This window comes from Peristeroidobacter soli, assembly GCF_004138485.1.
Lineage (GTDB): Bacteria > Pseudomonadota > Gammaproteobacteria > Steroidobacterales > Steroidobacteraceae > Steroidobacter > Steroidobacter soli.
Genome location: NZ_RYEV01000013.1, coordinates 1 through 19454, shown reverse-complemented (window position 1 = coordinate 19454; position 19454 = coordinate 1). Strand labels below are relative to the sequence as shown.

At 56.9% G+C, this 19454-nt stretch carries 11 protein-coding genes; 9 read left to right on the top strand and 2 right to left on the bottom strand.

The annotated features are described in order from the left end of the window. The 4 genes from EKO19_RS37825 to EKO19_RS37810 all read left to right on the top strand — a co-directional run bounded on the left by EKO19_RS37825 (position 1) and on the right by EKO19_RS37810 (position 9700). Complete coding sequence (locus EKO19_RS37825; protein WP_129782635.1) at positions 1-3321, top strand: non-ribosomal peptide synthetase; 3321 nt, start codon at positions 1-3, stop codon at positions 3319-3321. Then, positions 3318-6674: a non-ribosomal peptide synthetase gene (locus EKO19_RS37820; RefSeq protein WP_129782634.1), complete on the top strand. Its 3357-nt coding sequence runs from the start codon at positions 3318-3320 to the stop codon at positions 6672-6674. Before EKO19_RS37825 ends, EKO19_RS37820 begins: the two co-directional genes overlap by 4 nt. Positions 6675-6893: 219 nt before the next feature. Then, positions 6894-8435 carry a condensation domain-containing protein gene (locus tag EKO19_RS37815; RefSeq protein WP_129782633.1) on the top strand — a complete coding sequence of 514 codons (1542 nt, stop codon included), beginning with the start codon at positions 6894-6896 and terminating at the stop codon, positions 8433-8435. Between the two features lie 302 nt (positions 8436-8737). After that, complete coding sequence (locus EKO19_RS37810) at positions 8738-9700, top strand: hypothetical protein (protein WP_129782632.1); 963 nt, start codon at positions 8738-8740, stop codon at positions 9698-9700. Between the two features lie 162 nt (positions 9701-9862). On the opposite strand, the gene EKO19_RS37805 is transcribed toward EKO19_RS37810, so the two are convergent. Beyond that, positions 9863-10867 carry a glycosyltransferase family 2 protein gene (locus tag EKO19_RS37805; RefSeq protein ID WP_157995638.1) on the bottom strand — a complete coding sequence of 335 codons (1005 nt, stop codon included), beginning with the start codon at positions 10865-10867 and terminating at the stop codon, positions 9863-9865. Between the two features lie 948 nt (positions 10868-11815). Between EKO19_RS37805 and EKO19_RS37800 the strand changes: the two genes are divergently transcribed. From EKO19_RS37800 to EKO19_RS37780, 5 genes are all read left to right on the top strand, one after another. Next, positions 11816-12982 (top strand): DUF4185 domain-containing protein, encoded by a 1167-nt coding sequence (locus EKO19_RS37800; protein ID WP_129782630.1) that lies wholly within the window; start codon positions 11816-11818, stop codon positions 12980-12982. A 315-nt stretch (positions 12983-13297) separates the two neighbouring features. Beyond that, the gene (locus EKO19_RS37795; protein ID WP_129782629.1) at positions 13298-14554 is read left to right on the top strand and encodes a sarcosine oxidase subunit beta family protein; all 1257 of its coding nucleotides are present in this window, start codon (positions 13298-13300) and stop codon (positions 14552-14554) included. Between the two features lie 12 nt (positions 14555-14566). Beyond that, positions 14567-14851, top strand: a complete 285-nt coding sequence (locus tag EKO19_RS37790) for a sarcosine oxidase subunit delta (protein WP_129782628.1) — start codon at positions 14567-14569, stop codon at positions 14849-14851. Beyond that, positions 14848-17787 carry an FAD-dependent oxidoreductase gene (locus tag EKO19_RS37785; protein WP_175597346.1) on the top strand — a complete coding sequence of 980 codons (2940 nt, stop codon included), beginning with the start codon at positions 14848-14850 and terminating at the stop codon, positions 17785-17787. The genes EKO19_RS37790 and EKO19_RS37785 overlap by 4 nt, the downstream gene beginning before the upstream one ends. Beyond that, a complete protein-coding gene (locus tag EKO19_RS37780) occupies positions 17784-18371 on the top strand; it encodes a sarcosine oxidase subunit gamma family protein (protein WP_129782626.1) in 588 nt (195 codons plus the stop codon). The genes EKO19_RS37785 and EKO19_RS37780 overlap by 4 nt, the downstream gene beginning before the upstream one ends. A 314-nt stretch (positions 18372-18685) precedes the next feature. Here the strand turns inward: EKO19_RS37780 and EKO19_RS37775 are convergent, their stop codons facing one another. Further along, positions 18686-18994 (bottom strand): hypothetical protein, encoded by a 309-nt coding sequence (locus EKO19_RS37775; RefSeq protein WP_129782625.1) that lies wholly within the window; start codon positions 18992-18994, stop codon positions 18686-18688. Positions 18995-19454 lie beyond the last annotated feature (460 nt).

Here is a 19454-nt window from a genome sequence, read left to right as displayed (position 1 = left end):
ATGGACCATTCTCCTTCTGCTACGGAAAGGCTCCATGCATTGTCGCAGGATAGGCGCGACCTTCTCGAGTTGCTCCGCAAACAACAATCCGATCACTCTAGAACGATCGAAGCGCTTCCGCGCGTTGATCATGCGGTGATGACGCCATCCTGGGCGCAGCAGCGTCTCTGGTTCGTCGATCAGATGGAGTGCGGCTGTGCGGCATACAACATCGCAATCGCAGTCAGGATCATAGGATCATTGCATCGTCAACCGCTTAAGCTGGCATTGGACAGGCTCATCACGCGGCACGAGTCATTGCGAACAACGTTCACGAATGTCGATGGACACCCGATGCAAAGAATCGGAGAGGTACACAGCTTCGATTTGAAAGAGATCGATCTGAGTGGCTACGATGCGTCCGAACGAAGCGCTCATGAGCACAAGCAGAAGAGGGAGGAGGTTCATGAGAAATTTGATCTGAGCGCGGGACCTCTGATTCGCGGCCGCTTGCTCAGAGTACGTGATCAAGAGCACCTGTTGCTCATCACGATGCATCACATCATATCCGATGGGTGGTCAATGGGTGTCTTCTTTCGGGAACTGGGAGAGCTGTACGCGGCGCACTGCGCAGGACGCAACAGCGCACTCGAGGCACTACCCATCCAGTATGCAGACTACGCACAATGGCAGCGGCAGTGGCTTCACAGCGAGGTACTGGCTCGGCAGCTCAACTATTGGCGGAGCCGGTTGGAAGGCGCAGCACCGGAGTTGCAGCTTCCAACGGACAGGGGGCGGCCATCCACGCACAGCTTCGAGGGTAGAAACATTTGGATAGTCTTCGATTCGGAGACGTGCTCGAACGTTCGCGCATTTGCGCAGCGTCATAGGATGACTGTCTTCATGGTGTTATACGCTGCGTGGGCGATATTGCTATCCAGGATCAGCAATCAGGAAGATGTTGTCATTGGCACGCCGATCGCCAATCGCCAACGTCCAGAGCTCGAGAGTTTGATCGGATTCTTCGTGAACACACTCGTGCTTCGAGTGGCGGTACAGGCCGATTCTGAACTCGAAGCATTCCTTGAACAAGTAAAGGCCGTCACTCTGGGGGCGTATGAGAATCAGGATGTTCCGTTCGAGCGCATCGTTGAGATGCTTCAGCCGGAGCGAAGTAGGAATCGGAATCCAATTTTCCAGACAATGTTGGCGCTGCAGAACGCCCCCAAGGCAGAGCTCAATCTCGCGGGTCTGACGCTGACGTTGGAGGACGGAGAGGACGAGCCAGCGATGTTTGACTTGTTTGTATCGCTAGAGGAGCGAGGAGACGAGATCGTTGCTAATGTGAACTACGCTGTAGCCTTGTTTGATCAAACGACCATTGAGCGTTGGATGGCTTGTTTCGGAGAGCTGTTGCGGTCGATGATCCGAGGGGCCGGTGGACGCATAGGCGACTTGACGATCTTACCGAAGGATGAGCGACACAGGGTCGTCAGTTCGTTCAATGGTTTGACGGTCCAGCATCCACAGAGCCTTCTGATTCATGAGCAATTCGAGGAGCAAGCCCGGCGCACGCCGGACAGGATTGCGGTGTTGCATGATCAGCAGCACGTGACGTACGCCGAACTGAGCGAGCGAGCGAGCTGCTTGGCGCGCTATCTAAGAGCGCTGGGGGTAGGGCCGGATCAGTTAGTGGCGATATGCGTCGAGCGCAGTGTCGAGATGGTGGTGGCTGTGTTGGGAACGCTGAAGGCGGGAGGGGCCTATGCGCCTTTGGACCCAAACTACCCCACCGAGCGGCTGCAGTACATGCTGGAGGATGCGGCGCCGAAGGTCGTGTTGACGCAGGAGAGGTTGAGGTCAAAGTTGCCGGCGGAGCAGGAGACAGTCATTACGCTCGATACGCGATGGGCGGCGATATCGAGGTGTACCGAGAAAGCCAGCTCTGCGACAGAGCTTGGATTGAACTGGCAGAGCCGGGTGTACGTGATCTACACCTCCGGTTCGACGGGGATGCCGAAGGGCACGGCCATGACGCATGCAGCGATGGTGAATCTGATTGAATGGCATCGTCGGGTGTTCTCGGCAGCTGAAGGGAAGCGTGTTCTGCAGTTCTCTGCGCTTAGCTTTGATGTGGCATTTCAGGAGATTTTCTCGACGCTGTGCATGGGCGATACGTTGGTACTGTTGGATGAGTGGTTGCGTCGAGATGCTCGAGCGTTGATGGAGTTGCTGATCGAGCAGTCGGTTGAAAGGCTGTTCCTGCCTCCGCTGATGCTACAAAGCTTGGCGGAGTCCTTTAAGGACAGCGGCGCGGTTCCAACCAGTCTGCAAGATGTGATCACAGCAGGGGAGCAACTGCGCGTAAGTGCAGAGATATCGAGCTTCTTCAAGCGGCTTAGGGGCTGTCGGCTGCATAACCACTATGGGCCGACTGAGTCTCATGTAGTCACGGCGCTGACCTTATCGGGTAGTCCCGATGATTGGCCGGTACTGCCGAGCATAGGGCGGCCTCTGTCGAACACGCAGATCTACATTCTCGACGGAGGCTGGCAGCCAGCGCCGATAGGCGTAGCCGGAGAGATCTATATTGGCGGGGCAAATGTTGCGCGCGAGTATTTTAAGCGTCCGGCGTTGACTGCGCAGCGTTTCATCGCCGACCCGTTCTGTGCCGATGCAGGAAGGCGTCTGTACAGGACCGGAGATCTGGGGCGGTGGCGAGCGGATGGAACATTGGAATATCTGGGGCGAAACGATGATCAGGTAAAAATCCGTGGATATCGCATTGAGCTGGGTGAGATCGAAGCGCGGCTGTCAACGCATGCGCAGGTGAGAGAGGTGGCGGCCATTGTTCGCGAGGACGTGCCAGGCGAGAAGCGACTGGTGGCGTATGTCACGCGACGTGATGAGGTAGGCCTGGGCGTTGAGGATTTGCGCGCACACCTGAGAGCGTTGGTGCCCGAACACATGGTGCCAAGCGCATTTGTGATTTTGGAAAGCTTGCCGCTTACCCCAAGCGGGAAGCTGGATCGGCGAGCGCTGCCCATCCCAGAAATGGGGGCTTACGCACTTGAGGCGTACGAAGCGCCCCAAGGAGAGATCGAGCAAGCGGTGGCGGAAATTTGGCAGGAGTTGCTGGGCGTGGAGCGCATCGGACGAGCGGATAACTTCTTCGAACTCGGTGGCCACTCGCTTCTCGGAACTCGTGTGATTGCGCACATCCGCCACCTTTTCGATGTTGAGCTTCCACTTCACGTCCTCTTCGAGAGGCCGACGATTGAAGGGATGAGTGACTGGATTGCGGAGGAGATTGGCGTGGACGTATCGGCGGAGGCGCTATGACGGAATCGCTCGGTAAAATGCAGGCGCAGAATCGGCTCGATCAACCGGGCGTAACTCGGAGGGCGGACGTAAACAAAGGTTCAGTGGGAGGCAAACGCCGGGCACGAATGCCACCGCTGGTGCCATACGAGCATAGTGGCCCTTCGCCGCTCTCCTATGCGCAGGAGCGGCTATGGTTCTTGGAGCAGCTCGGTTTGGTCGGCTCGGCGTATAACGCTCTAATGTCGATGAGGCTGCAGGGTGAGCTGAACGGCACGGCCTTGGAGCGAAGCATATCCGAGCTGATTCGTCGGCATGAGAGCTTGCGCACGCGATTTGAATCGGTCGGAGGAAATCCATATCAAGTGGTTAGCGCTCCTGAGGCCTTCGTATTGAAGGCAGTCGATCTGACGGAATTGAAGGAGCCGGAGAGAAAGTCAGGACTGGATCGGTTGATTCGTGAAGAAGCAGAGCGTCGCTTTGATGTGGCCAAGGGTCCCTTGATGCGGGCCAGTGTCTTGAAGTTGGCGGCGCGAGAGCACGTTCTCTTGCTCACGTTACATCATGTTGTAACCGATGGGTGGTCGTGGGGGATCCTGTTCCGTGAACTAGGTGCGTTATATGAAGCATATTGCAGCGACTTAGCCTCTCCCTTGCCGGAACCGAAAGTGCACTATCGCGATTATGCACGCTGGCAGCGACAATGGCTGCAGGGAGAAGTGCTGGAGGAGCATCTACAGTATTGGCGGGAGAGGCTGAGTGGAGCCCCACCGGAACTCGATCTACCGACAGATCGTCCGAGGCCTGCAGTTGAGAGCTTTCGAGGGTCGGAGCTGAAGTTTGAAGTCTCTGCAGCTATCACTCGAGCACTCAAGGACCTGGCGATACGTGAGCGGGTCACGTTGTTCATGGTGGTCCTGACCGCCTTTCAAATAGTGTTGTCGCGATGGAGTGGACAACACGATGTTGTCGTAGGCACGCCGGTGGCCGGGCGGCGTCACAAGGAAGTGGAAGGGCTGATTGGGTTCTTTGTGAATACATTAGTGCTGCGCACGGATGTTTCTGGAGATCCGACGTTTCTGCAGCTGTTGGGGCGCGTAAGAGACGTGACGCTCAGTGCGTATGCGCATCAGGATCTGCCGTTTGAGGCCCTCGTCGCGGAACTGCGCCCTGATCGAAGTCTGAGCCGCCAACCCATCTTCCAGGTAATGCTTGCGTTGCAGAACTATCCAGAGCAGCGCTTTGAGTTGGCGGGGTTGACGTGGACGTGGGCCGATCCAGAATGCGCAATCACGCATTTCGATCTGACGTTGCACTTGGCGGAAACCAACAAGGGCTTATTGGGAATATTTGAGTACGCAACGGATTTGTTCGACAGAGAGACGATTGAAAGGATGGCTGTGCATTTCAATACTCTGTTAGGAGAGATACTAGCGTACCCCGGCCGACCGATCAGTCGGCTGGCAATGCTTGGAAATGCCGAGAAGCGACGGCTGTTGGAGTGGAACGAAACAGCGGCGCCCTGCTCACAGAGCCTTCTGATTCATGAGCAATTCGAGGAGCAAGCCCGGCGCACGCCGGACAGGATTGCGGTGTTGCATGATCAGCAGCACGTGACGTACGCCGAACTGAGCGAGCGAGCGAGCTGCTTGGCGCGCTATCTAAGAGCGCTGGGGGTAGGGCCGGATCAGTTAGTGGCGATATGCGTCGAGCGCAGTGTCGAGATGGTGGTGGCTGTGTTGGGAACGCTGAAGGCGGGAGGGGCCTATGCGCCTTTGGACCCAAACTACCCCACCGAGCGGCTGCAGTACATGCTGGAGGATGCGGCGCCGAAGGTCGTGTTGACGCAGGAGAGGTTGAGGTCAAAGTTGCCGGCGGAGCAGGAGACAGTCATTACGCTCGATACGCGATGGGCGGCGATATCGAGGTGTACCGAGAAAGCCAGCTCTGCGACAGAGCTTGGATTGAACTGGCAGAGCCGGGTGTACGTGATCTACACCTCCGGTTCGACGGGGCTGCCGAAGGGCACGGCGATGACGCATGCAGCGATGGTCAATCTGATTGAATGGCATCGTCGGGTGTTCTCGGCAACTGAAGGGAAGCGTGTTCTGCAATTCTCTGCGCTCAGCTTTGATGTGGCATTTCAGGAGATTTTCTCGACGCTGTGCATGGGCGATACGTTGGTATTGTTGGATGAGTGGTTACGTCGAGATGCTCGAGCGTTGATGGAGTTGCTGATCGAGCAGTCGGTTGAAAGGCTGTTCCTGCCACCGCTGATGCTACAAAGTTTGGCGGAGTCCTTCAAGGATAGCGGCGCGGTTCCAACCAGTCTGCAAGATGTGATCACAGCAGGGGAGCAGCTGCGCGTAAGTGCGGAGATATCAAACTTCTTCAAGCGGCTTAGGGGCTGTCGGCTGCATAACCACTATGGCCCGACTGAATCACATGTGGTCACGGCACTGACCTTAGCGGGCAGTCCCGATGATTGGCCGGTTCTGCCGAGCATAGGACGGCCTCTGTCAAACACACAGATCTACATTCTCGACGGAGGGTGGCAGCCGGCGCCGATAGGCGTAGCCGGAGAAATCTATATTGGTGGGGCAAATGTTGCGCGCGAGTATTGTAAGCGTCCGGGGGTGACTGCGCAGCGCTTCATCGCGGACCCGTTCAGTGCCGATGCAGGAAGGCGTCTGTACAGGACCGGAGATCTGGGGCGGTGGCGGGCCGATGGAACATTGGAATATCTGGGGCGAAACGACGATCAGGTAAAAATCCGTGGATATCGTATTGAGCTGGGCGAGATCGAGGCGCAGCTGTCAACGCATGCGCAGGTGAAGGAGGTGGCAGCCATTGTTCGCGAGGATGTGCCAGGCGAGAAGCGACTGGTGGCATATGTCACGCGGCGTGATGAGGTTGGCCTGGGCGTTGAGGATTTGCGCGCACACTTGAGAGCGTTGGTGCCCGAGCACATGGTGCCAAGCGCATTTGTGATTTTGGAAAGCTTGCCGCTTACCCCAAGCGGGAAGCTGGATCGGCGAGCGCTGCCCATCCCAGAGATGGGAGCTTACGCAGTTGAGACGTACGAAGCGCCCCAAGGCGAGATCGAGCAAGCCGTGGCGGAAATTTGGCAGGAGTTGCTCGGTGTGAAGCGCATCGGGCGAGCCGATAACTTCTTTGAACTCGGTGGCCACTCGCTTCACGGTATGCGGCTGATTGCGCGAGTATCCGCGCGTTTCTCGGTGCGACTGAGTGGTATTGCGATGTTCCAGCATCCCACGATAGCTCGAATGGCGAGGGCAGTTGAGTCGCTCCGAGCGACTGATCAGCGGCCACTTGACAGTATCCCGGAGCAATCCGAGGAGGGAACAATATAGGGTTGAAATCGAACGGAGATGACGATTTGCGGTCGCAAATCCCTAAAGGATCCGTTCGGGTGGACATCGAGACGAGATGCCTCGACTTCCGCTGCCGTATAGGCAGTGTCTCATCGAAGGTCTGCCGGTACTGCCGTTTGAGAGCATGGACGTCGAGGTGAGGTCGCGTGCGAGATAGGGACGATCTGCGGTGGTAATCCGCGCAAGGATAAAAGTGCCATGGATAATATTGCGGATGTTCTTTCATCTCTCCGTGAAAGGGGGGTTAGACTGTGGCTGGAGGGAGATCAGCTCCGCTACAAGGCGCCTGTGGGAGCCCTCACTCAGGAGGATATTGACAGGCTAAGGGCATCTAAGAGGACGGTAATAGATCTTCTCTTGGCGTTCGAAGAGCCGCGCGAAGGCGCCCCTGTACTGGTGCACGAGCAGGTCCGGCGGGCCCCTTTGACGTTTGCCCAATTGGCTCATTGGCATGCCTATCGCTTAAGTGAGCGGCGGGCGATACGGCAAATCGCATCCGCGACGCGCGTAGTCGGACACTTCAACGTAGAGCTATTCAAGAGAAGTGCTTCTGAGATTGTACGCCGAAGCGACGCACTACGAACTGTCATCGTCGTGGCCAACGGCGTGCCAACCCAGGAAATGTCTAGTGAAGGAGTCCGTCAGGTACGGGTTGAGGATTGGACAGGGCGATCGAAGGACGTTCGTGACATGGCGGTTCAAGAAACGATTGATCGGTTGGTCCTCGAGCCAATTGACATAGCCGTGGGCCCACTGTTCGAGATGAGGCTGCTAAAGATCCTTGAGGACGAGCATGTGATAGTGGTCGTGATGGATCACATGATTTCTGATGCGTACTCCATGAACATTCTGTTGCGGGATACTTTTGCAGCGTACGTGCAAGCGATCGGCGAGGGCTCTATTTCCCTGCCCCCTATGCCACTTCAGTACGCCGATTATGCCGTGTGTCAACGGAGGGGGCTTGAGGCGTGGAAAGAAGAGCATGAAGCATATTGGACTCAGCGCTTAGCCGGTTGCCATCGACAGAGATTCCCGAACCGTAGAGGGTTGCAGTGCAGAGCGCGGCCGGGCTGGGGTACGGTGCACTTTTCAATCAATCGACGGTTGAAGGCTGCGTTGCGAGACTGGAGCCGCACTAGGAAGACCACTCTTGTGATGAGCATATTTACTGCGTATGTCGCACTCGTCATGCGCTGGTGTGGCACGTCAGAGTCTGTAGTTCAGTATCAATCCGACGGGAGAGTGAGCCCAAGCGTGCAAGACACGATAGGGTTCTTTGCGACAGTGCTGTACCTGAGAATATCTGTGCTAGAAGCCGATAGCTTTGTGGATCTATTGAATCGAGTTACTCAGGAGTACTGTCAGGCATACGAACACGCAGACTTCTCATATTTATCTGCCAAAGACGATGTCGAGGGATTCACGAGAAACACAACTTTCAACTGGGTACCGCAAGGGTCAAAGATTGATGTGTCGAGGCTGGCCGGGTCGGCAGATGAGATCAGCCTATCATCTGTAGGGTTCACCCATCCGACATTGAAGCAGTTGGAGCTGGATTACGAGCCGGTCATGTTGCTCTACGATGCCGACGATGAAGTGATTGGAAACTTTCAGTTCCCATTGGGCCAATTCACTGTTGAATCAATGGAACGCCTCGCGCAGGCATTTCTCGTCTATCTAAATGCCTTGGTTGAGCAGCCCGAGAGAAAGGTGCAGGAGGTCGTGCTCCCGGAGTGCTGAAGTTGCGAAATGATCGTCGCTCAGCATGAGAGGTAGGTGGCAGGCGATCCCGTCTTCCGGTCGGGAAATTCTCACGGAGAAGTGAAATGTTCAAGCGGCAGCACGTGGTGCGAGACTTTTTCGACGGCGCCAACGAGATGCGGGACGCGCTGGATCTGTGCTTTAGAGATCCCTATACCCACAGCATAAATTGGCGGTACTTCTGTCACCCGGGTATGTACGCGTATCTCAGAACAGCGCCGCAAGGAGTGCTACCCGCCTCAGTTTTGGACCGATTTACTCGGCATCTTAGGGATTGGTGCTTGGAAAACCTCGGGCTGGTGCCCGCCGATGTGCCTTCGCTGCATTTGATGGTCAACGGATGCAGGTTGGGACTGCATAGCGATTTTCACAACGGAGTCTGGGGGTATGTCTACTCGCTGACGCGGTGGGATCGCAGGAAGTTCTCAGGCGGTGAGACGCTCCTGCTGCGGGATGGCGTGCCGAGCTACAAGAGACATCATGTGCACGGAGAAGTGCTCTATGAATTGGTGCCAGCGAACTTCAATCAGCTGCTGATTTTTGACGATAGGATTGTACACGGAACCCCAGTCATCGAAGGCAGCATGGATCCCGTCGAGGGGCGTATTGCGTTGGTAGGTCACATCCGAGCCACCTCGCCCATGGTCGATGGAAGTATCGCACCGGAAGATGCACGCAGGACTGTCAAGGGGGTGCTCCCGGAGATTCATGAGCGCATCCGGGGTTACAAGGACGTGCAAGGAACCGTCGTATACAGGCTTCACGTGGCGGAGACGGGCATGGTGGAGTCGATAGCAATCCTCACGGATAATCTAGTAACTCAGGCGATTGGCTATGATCGATCGGAGGCAGTTTCTGCGGTGAGAGCGATCGTACAGAAGGAGGTTGCTAGACTACAGTTCGGAGCGACCAATGGAAAAACGACAATCATTGTGCCGGTGCTGATTCCTCTTCCAGATCTGCGTCCGATAGAGTTTACAGTGCCCCATGGAGCGTCATGTAGCGAGATGCACCAGTGGGCGTCGTCGCATCTCCATGCGATAGGTGAACTGGACCTTCGAGGGGGTTGGGAGGGGTGGACATATGTTGTCACAGAGCCGATCTCGGGATGTGTTCGGATTGAGCCTGGGCAGGTCGTGTTCTCTTTCGACGCGCCCATGTGGGTTCCATCACAACGAGAATCCTTCCAAACAGCTCTTCGGGATTGGGCCGCAGCGGTGAGAACGGACGCTCAATTGAACTGATGGGGGGGGACGGGGGCGCGTCTGGATTCTGTGTTGTCTTGAAGAGTCGGTGGTCGGGATGAGCGCCGTAATGCACGCTGCCAGGCAGGCCGCGGCTCGAAATCGGCAAGCCATTCGTACACAATGGTGAAGGCTCACGGGGGGCGGACAGGTCTCTCAGAGTTATGGCACGCGCCTGAGAAAATAGAACCGGCTTTGACGCATTGTGAGTAGCCACACCTCGCGGAAGTGGAGGGGTGTGAGATTGTAGAAAAGGATAAACGCTGCGTTCACTAACCTCCCGGGGAGTATGGCAATCAGAGCAGACATTGTTCGTCGCATGCGTGAGGCAAGTTTTGGACAGACATACTTCCTGTACTCACTGAATGAGTAGAAGCCTGCTCCTCGTAGCAGCAACAGCCATTGCATGTGCTTCCAGGGTTGACTGCTGGCAACGTGGCTCTTCGCAGATTCGGAGATGGGTAGTGACTCTACAAGTGATGGCCATCGGTGGAAAATAATCTCGATCATTTCTGTCGACCAAGCGTGTGTATTGCCTCCACGATAGCTGATCAGCGGTGTCGCGATCATCCGGGATTCCAGCGGAAGCCGGTCCTGAAAAATTACCCCGAAATACGTCATCGATGATCCGTAGTACCTCTGTCGTTCTCGAGTCAGCCAGATCGAGCGTTTGATGATGATGCAGCCTATGTACTTTAATAGATCGCCAAGTTCTGAGAATAGACGATCCATTTCCGATGGAGGATAGGCGCGGTCGGATGAAATATTGACCCACCGACGCGAGAGAGCTTTCGACATGTCAAGACTTCGGTATTCAACGTTGACAATGATGAGGCTGAGGTCTACCTCAAGTGCGTGTAGAACGGTGGCGATAGCATGCGGCTTCAGGATATCGTCGTCCGACATTAGCCAGCAATATTCGCCTCGCGCGAGTTGAACTACGCAGTCGTAATCACGATCGATGCCCTGGTTTGTTTTTTGTCTAAAATAGCGCAATTGATCAAATCGTTTTGAGTAATCGGAAACAACGCGTTCAGTGTCGTCAGTTGATGCGCCGTCGAGGACGACTAACTCGCATTCCTCGGTAAGTTGCACAAGGATGCTTTCAAGCGTGGTACCGATGAATTGCGCGCGATTGAAGGTTGTAATGCAGATCGAGAGCTTCACTGGCGATGATCGAGTGTTCCAAGTGAACACGTGTGAATCCTTGGGGAGGCCCGTGACGAGCGGCAGTTGAGATCCTGTTTTCCGGTGGAGATGATACTGCTCTCGGGTGACGGTTGTTCACCTTGCGCAATCCGGAGATGGGATGCGCCGGGCCGGGCGGTAGGGAAGATGAGTAAGCGGAGTCGTCACCTGTGGCTGAACAGTCGACATGCGTGGAAAAAACTCAGGGAAGGCCCCGAGAATTGAATGGCTTGACCACGGCACCTATACGTATCGGGTCGGTCGTTGGAGATTGCAGGTTTCACTGCGATGAGCCGGAGCGGCATTGAGATGCATCGCGACATGGGCGTTGGCCCATACGGACGCAGAGTTCCCCGAGATGTAGTGAGTACGTCCTGATCGCTATTCGCTCTGGCTCACGCATCTCCGCTGATGGATTCGCCACTGTCTTGTGCCATCTGCGGGCTTAAGAGTTTCTGAAGATAGGTCAGGCGCTAGCTGCTGTTCTTGAGTCACGTGGAACCTTCGATGTTCTTCAGGGGATAGACACGACGTTCGGGTGGTCTACGAAGGATAGGATTGCGCAGCTAGCCCGTGATTGGCACGCGAGGGCGACTCCTGACCTGCCCGGGGCGGATCATCGGTGCAGTTGCTCTTGCCACTCTTTCCGGGAGATGAAGAGCCGGCGTCCACGTTCTTTTGTTCGATCATATGCTGCCTGCACTCAGCGATTCTGAGTAGGGAGTGCCTGTGACTACACGCCGTCAATTCCTGAAGCAGGTTGGTGCAGCAACTGTAATCGCGTATGGGACGAGTACTGCAGGCGCCAGGGCATGCGGAGCGTCGTTGGGGAGATCGAGAGTCTCGCGGCGACATCCACGCATCCTCTCAGTGACACCTCAAGAGACAGAGGTGCTGCGACACGGCGGGCATGGTGACAACTGGCATATGAGTTGGGCCGCTGACAATCGTCAATATGTGAGCATGTGTGATGGGGTAGGCTTCTCAGGTCAACTGAGCTTGTCCTACAACACTCGTATGATTTCCGTTAGCGATGGGGCCAGGGATCCCAGGTTTCACGATCTGCCTGGCTACCCAAATCTCGCGGCGCCCTCGCAGACCGCCAGCGACACTCGGTACTATGGATTTGGCACGCTTGCACTTGACGGATTTCTCTATCAGTTCATGAGTACATTTAATCGACCATTTCACGTCGATAACTTGAGAAGCAAAGCGTCTAGTGATGTCATGCGATTCAATGGGGTCAAGCTCATATATTCGCCGGATCAAGGACGTACTTGGCACAATCAAGATGGCTCGACGCCGATCGTCTGGGATTCTTGGGATCGGCGTTCACGCGATACGATGGTCTTCTTTGAGGAGGATCAGGAGGCTTTCTCTCTACTCAGTGTCCTTCAGATGGGGAGAAACTACGGTTTCAACCGTGATGGTTACGTCTATGTTTATGCGCCCAACGGGAACACGGAAGGCTCGATGAACGAGCTTGTAATGTTCCGGGTGCCAAAGGCACGGTTACTCGATCGACACTTCTACGAGTACTTCGCGGGGCGCCAAGACGGTGGTGCGGCTAGATGGACGAGAGACATTGAGTCGCGAGCGGTCGTGCATACATTCCCTCGCGGTTGGGTCAATAAGTTGGTCCATCCCTACGCGTGGCAGCCAAGTGTCGTCTACAACGACCCACTAGGGCTGTACATGATGGCAAACTGGGCGACGGGATGTACGCCGGAAGGCGTATGGTTTAGCAAACCCAGCTATCTTGGCTTTTGGGTAGCATCCGATCCATGGGGGCCATGGATGCAGATTCATGAGGACACCTCTTGGCGCCCAGCGGGAGACGTGAACGCGAGAGCTTACCAGCCTCAAATCGCCCCAAAATGGATAGCCGCCGATGGGAGATCATTCTGGCTCGTGTGGACGGACTTTCAGGGCGCGACTAATGAGGAACTGAAGCGTTTCTGGGCAGAGTACGAACGCAAGGCGAGCGCAAACCAGATTAGCGAGGGCGATGTCATAGAGAACGCGAAAATGATGCGGAAGTTCATGCCGTACTATGGGTTCAATGTGCAGCGTATCGATCTAGAAATCGCATAGATTGCAGCGCGATTGTCGCGAGTCGTGGATCCGCTATCGGCGAGTGACTTTCATCGGAGAGGATCTTGAGAGAGTTTGAAGCGGAGCTTGTAGTTCAAGCAGTGATTGCCTCTTTGGCAAGAGAGCACCGGATTTGCCTCAGTCCGAGGCTGCGCCTGAGAAGATGGCGCAGAGCGATCAGGAGGTTGACTTGAATATGTGTCAGCGTGCCTTGGAGCGTTACGTTGGTGTTGCCGCTGAGAGGGGCTCTACTCGCTGCTTGGTATTCGCGGTTGTTCGGGAACTCGATAGGCTCGCAAGGGTGTCGGCAGTTCGGTGAAAATCCGCCAATACTCTTTGCGCGCGCTAGCACTGTGTGCCTTACAGGGGCATCGAGATTGGCCGCCCGCGTGGCGCACTCCGCAGCCAAAGTCGTCCTATGACGTAGTGATCGTCGGCGGCGGCGGTCACGGCTTGGCGACCGCTTTTTACCTTGCGAAGCATCATGGTGTCACTCGCATAGCATTGCTCGAGAAGGGCTGGATCGGTGGAGGCAATACCGGACGCAATACAACCAACGTTCGGTCTGATTATCTGTTTCCAGAGAGCGCCGCGATCTACGACTTGGCGCTACGATTGTATGAAGATCTCGCCCGTGAACTAAATTTCAACATCATGCTCTCCCAGCGCGGATGGCTTACTCTGATTCACAATCAGCACCAGATGGAACTCGCCGCACATAAGCTTAATTGGCTGAAGTGCAATGGCGTGGACGGTGAGATCATTGATCGAGCTGTAGTTCGAGGCATGCTGCCCCATTTTAATATGGGTCGTGATGCACGGAATCCCGTGCTCGGCGCGTTCCTTCAACGACGTGGTGGGACCATCCGGCATGATGCCGTTGCTTGGGGCTATGCGCGAGCTGCGGACCGCTTGGGTGTCGATATCATCCAGAACTGTGAAGTCGTGGGCTTCGAGAAGAGCGCAGACAAGATCACATCAGTGCACACGACTCATGGCCGCATCCACTGTGAGCGGGTTGGTATGGCGGTGGCGGGGCAGTCGACCGCGTTAGCGGCCATGGCTGGATTTCGCTTGCCTTTGACAACCCACACCTTGCAGGCCATGGTGTCAGAGCCAATTCGTCCTGTGCTAAATCACGTCGTCATCTCTCCGGCGACCGGCGTCTACGTTAATCAAACACAGAAGGGCGAGTTGGTGATGGGGGGCATGCTCGACCTGTATCAGTCCTACGCTCAGCGGGGTAACTTTCCGACGATCGAAAAGGTGCTGAGCGCGGTTGTGGAAATGTTTCCAAGTTTCGGCCAGCTGCGATTGATGCGTCACTGGGGCGGTGCGGTGGACATCGTGCCTGACAGTTCACCAATTCTCGGTCCGACGCCTGTTCGCAATTTGTTTATCAACTGTGGGTGGGGTACAGGAGGATTCAAAGCTATTCCCGCTGGCGGCTTAATGCTAGCTCATTCGCTCGCCACCGGCAGCACGCATCCAATGGCTCAACCATTTGGCCTCGATCGTTTTCGAAGTAACCGCTTGGTCGACGAAGGCGCCGCCGCGGGCATCGCGCACTGAGGGTAAGCGATCGTGATACTGATTCGATGTCCCTATTGCGGCGAGTTGCGGACTGAAGATGAGCTCACCTACGGGGGCGAAGCAAACATCGCTCGCCCCGCCGAGACCGTCTCGGACGAAGCATGGACAGACTATCTCTTCATGAGGACCAATCCGAAGGGCATTCATCAGGAGCAGTGGTGTTGCTCGGCCGGGTGCGGGCAATGGTTCAAGGTCGTGCGCGATACGGTGAGTCACAGAATCCTGGATGTGTGGAAGTTCGAGGAAGTCTCGCAGGCCGCAGAAGAGGTCGCATGACGACGCACGGTTACCGATTGCCCTCCGGAGGACGGATCGATCGTACGCGGACGATCGCATTCGAGTTCAACGGACGAAGGCTCTCAGGTCATCCAGGAGATACCCTGGCCTCGGCATTGATGGCGAATGGCGTCGATATCATCGGTCGCAGCTTCAAGTATCGCCGGCCTCGTGGTCTCTATGGTGCGGGCGTTGAAGACCCCAACTCCATGGTGGCCGTGCGGGATGCGTATGGTTACGAGCCGGCGCTTCGCGCAGGCCAAGTGCGCTTGGGCGATGGAATGCAAGCGTGGTCGGTGCGAGGCTGGCCGTCTGCGGTGTTTGATGTTGGTGGCGGCGTGCAGCTGGTATCTGGTTTGCTCAATGCGGGCTTTTACTACAAGACGTTCAAGTGGCCGTCGTGGTCTTGGTTCGAACCGTGGATTCGACGGGCGACTGGCTTCGGTTGCCCGCAGGCCGTGGATGAAAACCGCAAGGTTCATCATCGTCATGCCACGTACGATGTGCTGATCGTCGGTGGTGGTCCTGCAGGATTAGCGACCGCTCGTTCGCTGATCGGCAGCGGCCTGAGGGTCTTTCTGGCTGAGGATCAACCCCAGCTCGGGGGATCGCTGAACTGGGAGGCCGCGCTCATCGACGGTCAGTCGGGATCAGCCTGGGCAGCGTCGATGGCGCGCACGCTCGCAGAGGATTCGCATACGACGATTCTCACCTCCACCACGGTCACGGGGGCCTACGAGAACGATCATTTCGTGCTGGTGCAATCTTTCTGGGATGATCGCGGCGTCCACACGGAATGCCTCTGGAAACTGCGTGCGCATCACGTCGTGCTGGCGACCGGCATGATCGAACGTCCGTTATTGTTCCCAGACAATGACCGACCGGGCATCATGCTCTCGGGCACGGTGCGCCGGATGATCAACGAGTTCGGTGTGGCGCCTGCTCGGCGGATGGCCATCTATACGAACAACGACAGTGGCTATCTCACTGCACTCGCAGCGTACCGCGCGGGCATGGCCATCGCCGCGGTGGTCGATACTCGCTCCGCCGAGGCTGCCATGCATGCAACGCTCAGCAAGGAGATGGGCATCCCATGCCTCTTCGATGCACAGATCCAAGCGACCGCCGGCTATCGGCGGCTAGCGACGATCACGGTTCGGCAGGTGAGCGCCGTCACCAAGATCGCGTGTGATGGTCTTGCGGTGTCTGGTGGATTTTCTCCCTGCGTTCATCTTGCGGGACATCGAGGCAGCAAGCCGGTCTACGATCCCACGTGCGGGGCCTTCGTGCCGGGTGACGTGCCGGAGAGGTGGCACGTGGTCGGCGGCGTCAAGGCAACGCTCGATCTATCAGCAACGTTTGCCGACGCCGGGGCCGTTGCACACACCATTCGAGCGGGACGCGGCGGCTTGGGATCAGCACACAGTCCCCGAGTTGATGTGCTCTCGTTGGGAACGGGTGCAATCCCCACGCAGCCTAGTGTAGGTTCGTCGTCTCGGATGTGGGTGGACTTTCAGAACGATGTGAAAGCCTCCGATATCGAGCTTGCGGCTCGTGAGGGCTATGTCGCCATCGAGCACTTGAAACGCTACACCACCCTCGGGATGGGGACGGATCAGGGGCGGACCTCGAATGTCGTGGGATTGTCACTCCTGGCGGCACTGACGAACCGGACGTTGAGTGAGGTCGGCACGACGACGTTCCGGCCGCCGTACACCGCAATACGTCTTGGAACGATCGCGAATGCTCGTCGTGGCGATCTCTTCAAACCTCGACGATTGTTTCCAACGCATGGTGTTCACGAAAATCGCTCAGCGGTGTTCGAGGATTTCGGGTGGGAGCGACCGGATTGGTATCGTAGTAATGCTAACGAAAGGGAAGCGGCGGTCGCGCTCGAAATGGCCGCGGTACGCAATCACGTGGGGGTGTTCGATGCATCTTCCCTCGGAAAGATCGAAGTCACGGGGCCGGATGCCGCGAAGTTCTTGAGCCGCTTCTACGTATCGAACCTAATGACGCTCAAGCCGGAGCGGGTGCGCTACTCCGTGATGCTAAAGGAAGATGGGGTCATCTTCGATGATGGCGTCGTGTCCTGTCTTTCGGACAACCATTTTCTGGCGAGCCCCACGTCTGGCAATGCCGAGGCGGTCGCTGCGTGGTTCGAACGATGGCGTCAGACGGAGTGGCCGACGATGCAGGTGGCGATCTCGCCCGTCACCGCCAATTGGACATCGATCGCCCTCGCGGGACCCCTTGCGCGCGCATTGTTGGCGCGCCTGCAACCGGACTTCGACATTTCAAATGACGCATTTCCCCACATGCAAATCCGCGAGGGGACCGTTGGTGGTGTCTCGGCCCGGGTGGCACGAATCAGTTTCACGGGCGAACTGCAATTCGAGGTCTCCGTGCAGGCACGCTACGCCTCCTCGTTGTTGAGCACCGTTCTTACGGCTGAGGGGGACCTCGAGCCGCGCCCGGTGGGGCTTGAGGCTTGGCTACGCCTGCGGCTCGAAAAGGGGTATCTGCACGTGGGCTCGGATACCAATGGACGCACGACACCGCTCGATATTGGCATGGGCGGCATCGTCGCCAAGCGCCAGGACGATTTCATCGGTAAGCGGTCGCTCAAGTTGGCATTTGCGACGAGCTCGGAGCGCGAGCAGCTCGTCGGCTTGAGAGCGCTCGATGGATCCTTGGAGGTTGGCGGTCGGATCCTATCGCGGGGGCATACGCAGGTGCCGTGTCCCACGGAAGGCTATGTTACCTCCGCGTGCTTCAGTCCTTCAGTGGGAGAGTCCATCGGGCTCGCACTCATTCAGCGAGGACATACGCGTGACGGGGAGGTGGTGAAGGTGTTCTGCGGCGGCACACCCATCAGCTGCCGGATCTCGAACCCGATTTTCTACGATCCAACGAATCAGAGGCTCCAAGCGTGAAGCTTCAACTGCAGTCCTCGCTCGGGGTGGATCTCGATGCGGCACCGAACGAGGCCGGTGGCCTGCCCAATGGGATGGCGTTGCGCGAACGAGCCGATGTGGGGTGTGTGTTCCTCAATGCGGCGGTCAATGCGGCGGAGGTCATCGAGGGCGGGAATGAAGCCCTCGGCGTGCAATTACCGGCACGGCCGGGCTCGATCAGCCGAGGCCCTCGCTGCTCGGCCATTTGGCTCACGCCTCGCGCTTGGTTGGTTCAGTGCCCCGTTGACGATGAGCTCGAGCTTGCATCCCGCGTCAATGCTGCATTCGCTGACAAGCGGCTTCATGCCGCGCTGTTCACGGACTATCTGTATTGGCTCGAACTGTGCGGGGAAGGTGCAGAGGCGATTCTGCAGCAGGGGGGCTTTGTTTCGTTAGAGCGGGATGGCTTGGCCGTCGGGCATGCCAAGCGAACTCTGGTCGGCAACATCCCGGCCGTGATCATCCACGAGCGCAAGTTCGAGTGGCTCGTTGGGATCGAGCGCAGCCGGACCAAGTACTTCGTCGGCTGGCTCAACTCAGTGCGCGATGCACCTGCCGGATAGCGCTCGTCACCATGACGTGGGTGGAGGCGAGAGGCTGCCAATCGAAATGGTCGATCGTAGCGCAGGAGTCTCATGATCATCTTCAGGACGAACTGAGGTTCACCGGTGGCGCAAGAATCCAAAGAACCGATGTGCCCATCGATCTAGAAGCACAACCGCGCCACATCAGTTGTTGCTGCAATCCGATGCCGCAGAGCCAGTCACCACTGTCCGGCGCTGAAGGAAACTCGAGGAACATGCGCGCAACTAAAACTGGTTGAACTTTCCGAGTTCGAACCATGGATCGTGTCACCCTCTCGGAATAGCCTCACAGGCTACGGACTGGAAGGATCACTATCCTCAACCAGAAACTCGGCTCGGTCCGCCGGCGGGTTCCTCGAGTTCAGACGTAGTCCGACAATGAGTAGCACGGTGACCGCCGCCCAAAACATAGCCCATCCCTTATCTTGGACATCCCGCAGAATGCTATAGCCGATGCCTCCGGGAAGCGTCGCGGTCCAAAGCCAGAAGATCATCGCGAACTTCAGTACCGGCACAAAAAGTACGATGCCGGTGAGAATGCCGAGCGTTACAATTAAAGCGAGGTGCATCTTCGGAAACGATTGATGGAGCAACGTGCCCACGATGAATCCGACCCATAGCGCCTCCAATGCCAAGAGGACGCCGCCCCCGCCCTTGCGAGTGACTCGTACAACTCGTCGTCCCATTTGACTCCTCCTTGTATTTCGGCACGCTCGGATTTAACGATGCATTCATTAGAAGATGCAGCTGCGACCGCGCAATCTGAACTTTGCGATCTTAGTCCGAACGAGCGATTCGCGTCATTGCGGCTTATTTTTGAGGCCTGAACGCTCTCGGCGGTGGCCTTCGATTGATGACCGCACGGAGAGCGGGACTTGATCTTGCCCAGTTGAGCCGTCCTCAGATTCTACCCTCCGGCCGATAGATCGCCACAGTGCGCGATTTCCCAGTTGAGGACCACCCGATTTCCCGAGTTGGGGATCACCTTGTGAGGTCACTGGCGGAGCAGAAGTGGGCGATTCTTACGCGACGTGTTTCTTGCTGGCAAGTTTCCGGGCCTTG

Bases quoted from the DNA above. Each gene is read 5' to 3' on its own strand.
- EKO19_RS37825 (WP_129782635.1), top strand. From the start codon at position 1: ATGGACCATTCTCCTTCTGCTACGGAAAGGCTCCATGCATTGTCGCAG.
- EKO19_RS37820 (WP_129782634.1), top strand. From the start codon at position 3,318: ATGACGGAATCGCTCGGTAAAATGCAGGCGCAGAATCGGCTCGATCAA.
- EKO19_RS37815 (WP_129782633.1), top strand. From the start codon at position 6,894: ATGGATAATATTGCGGATGTTCTTTCATCTCTCCGTGAAAGGGGGGTT.
- EKO19_RS37800 (WP_129782630.1), top strand. From the start codon at position 11,816: ATGAGTTGGGCCGCTGACAATCGTCAATATGTGAGCATGTGTGATGGG.
- EKO19_RS37785 (WP_175597346.1), top strand. From the start codon at position 14,848: ATGACGACGCACGGTTACCGATTGCCCTCCGGAGGACGGATCGATCGT.